This is a genomic window from Streptacidiphilus pinicola (assembly GCF_003258295.1).
Lineage (GTDB): Bacteria > Actinomycetota > Actinomycetes > Streptomycetales > Streptomycetaceae > Streptacidiphilus > Streptacidiphilus pinicola.
Genome location: NZ_QKYN01000188.1, coordinates 1 through 2,505, shown reverse-complemented (window position 1 = coordinate 2,505; position 2,505 = coordinate 1). Strand labels below are relative to the sequence as shown.

General features: G+C 77.4%; 2 protein-coding genes. Both read right to left on the bottom strand.

Annotation, left to right across the window (positions count from 1 at the left end; genetic code table 11):
• Positions 1-1,524 (bottom strand): hypothetical protein (locus tag DN069_RS42535; RefSeq protein ID WP_133260154.1); only part of this gene is annotated, 1,524 nt, incomplete at its 3' end.
• A gap of 60 nt (positions 1,525-1,584) precedes the next feature.
• Positions 1,585-2,358: a bacterial transcriptional activator domain-containing protein gene (locus DN069_RS35595; RefSeq protein WP_111507395.1), complete on the bottom strand. Its 774-nt coding sequence runs from the start codon at positions 2,356-2,358 to the stop codon at positions 1,585-1,587.
• Positions 2,359-2,505 lie beyond the last annotated feature (147 nt).

Here is a 2,505-nt window from a genome sequence, read left to right as displayed (position 1 = left end):
GTCCTCCGGGGTGGGCGGGGTCGTGGGGAGGGGCTCGCCACGGAGGCGGGCGAGGTGGCGTTCGACGGCGGCGGTGCGGCGGGGGTCCGGGACGGCCTGGCGCAGGCGGAGGATGTCGGGACCGAGGCGGCGGGCGTCGGCGTCGTCCTCGATCGCGCGCCAGCAGGCCTCCGCGTTGGCCGCGGCCTGGCGGGTCTCCGGGTCGTCCGCGCCGCGGCTGTCCAGCAGGCTGAGCGCGACGTCGCGGTAGAGCAGCGCCGCCTCGCGCTGGAGGCCGGCGAGTCGGGTGACGTGCGCGCGGACCTGGCGGAGCTTCAGCACCGGCTCGCTGTCCGTGCCGTGCTGGTCCACCGCGCTGCGCTCCAGCGCGATGCTCTCGCGCACGGCGCGGGCGTGCTCGCCCGCGTCCGCGGCCGCGACGATCGCGCCGATGGCGTCCCGGTAGGCGGTGAGGTCGTCCTCCACCGGCGTCGGGGTCTGCGGGAGGTGGATGGTCGGCGCGTGCTGCGGCAGCGGCGGCATGTCGAACGGCGCGACGTCGGCGGGCAGATCGTGGTGGAGCGGCGCGGCCCCGAGGTACGCGGGCGGCATCGGCAGCTCGATCGTGACCGTCTCCGGCGAGCGCTGCGTCACCACAGGTCGGGGCATCACCGGCGGCACCGTGCCAGGCGCGGGCGCGGGCTGGGGTGCAGGCACCGGCACCGGCATCTGCGGCGTCGCGGTCGCCGGCATCGGCGCCTGCGGGACCGGCGCGCCCAGGGAGACGGGGAAGGGGGCGTCCGGGTCGACGAGCGGCAGCTGGGCCGTCTGGTCCGCGGAAGGCAGCGACGGGTCGACGAGCGTCGCGCCGAGCCGGCGCGAGGTGTTGCGGAAGAGCTGCCAGCCCGGCGCGTGCGAGATGACGATCTGCGTCTCCGGGCGCAGCACGGTGTGGACCTGCTGCTGCAGCTGCTCCGGCGTCAGCCGCTCCCCCGCACCGGGGCGTCCGCCGTGCAGCGCCTCGACCAGCGCGCGGGTGAAGGTGCCGACCTGCTGCGGGTCCGGGCTGACGGACGCCCACAGCGGCAGGCCCGCCCCCAGCGGCGAGGGCAGCACGCGCAACTGCGGCAGCGCGTCCGGCTCGGCGCTGAGGTCGCCGATGACGAGGGTGCCGTACTGCATCGGCCGCAGCCGCAGCTCCTCCTCCAGCGTCCGCCAGGGCAGCCGGCCCTGGTCCAACTCGACAGAGAGCGAGCCGGTACGGCGGTCGCGCACGAGGTGGCCGCCGATGTGGATGAGCAGCGGACCGGTGTGGCGGGCGGCGGCCCGCAGGTGTTCGCGGATCGCGTCGGCATCGACGGCGGAGGGCAGCAGAACGCTGTCGACGCCGTCGGCCGCGAGCAGCACCTGCGGGGCTATCGCCGCGAGAATGCGCGTCAGGTTGGGTGCGGGGCGCCCCTCGCGCGGCGGGAACCGGCGCGCGGCACGGCCACTGCCCCCGTCGATGACGAGAACACGCCCCCGCAGCCCGTCTCCCCCGCTCATCTCCACCCCGCAGTCGTCGCTCGCGCCGGACGCCTCAGTGCCTGTCCGGTCCCCGCCACCCTACCGGCGCGAGAGCGGATCGATCACCGGGGACCTCAGCTCGTCGAGCAGCGCGGCGGTCTCGGGCTCGGGCGGCAGGCCGGTCCGCGCCGCCTTGGTCTCCAAGCGTGCGACGGTGCGCTGCAGTTGCGGGCTGTCCGCGGCGTCGGCGTAGAGCAGGACGAGATCGCGCAGCAGCAGTTCCGCGTCCGGCTCGGCGACCAGACCCCGGTAGGCGGCGGCCTCCGCGCCCCGGTGGTCGCGGGCGCGCAGGCGACGCAGGGTCAGTTCGTGTGCGACGTCCACGACGGCGGCGGTCATTCCGGCGCGCAGCGGCTCCGCCCACGGGTAGGCGGCCTCGGCGAAGGGGGCTCCCCGCACGAGCGCGAGCGCGCGGGCGAGAGCGGTGTCGCCGTTGGGGCCGACGTCCGTGAGGCCGCGGGCGCGGAGGGCCTGGAAGTCCTCCCAGTCGCAGCGCAGGTTGACGGGCCGTCCGCCCGGTCCGTCGCCGAGCCACTCGCGCAGTCGGCCGATCGCGTCGGCGGAGACGTACGCGCCCTGCGCGGGGCCGAGCTCGCGCCGCGCGGCCACCTCCACCAGGCCCGCCCGCCAGGCGGGCTCGACCGGCCCCTTCGCGCCGACCAGCTCCACCGGTCCGAGGACCCGCAACTGCGCCTGGCCGGGCTGCGCCCCGGCGGGCGGGGTGCCGAGCAGCGCGAGGATCCACGGATCGCCCGGCGGGAGCGCGGACGCGACGCGCGCCGGCTCCAGCCCGCTCCCCGCCTGCGCGGGCACTCGCGGATCGCCCCCGGCCCCGACGCCGGTACCGGCAGGAGTACCCACCGCTCGCTCGCCCTCACCGGGCTGACGCCCCGGCACTCCCCCCGGCCACGCCGACGAGATCCCGCCCTGCGCGGGCGCCCGCGCAGGGCGGGATCTCGT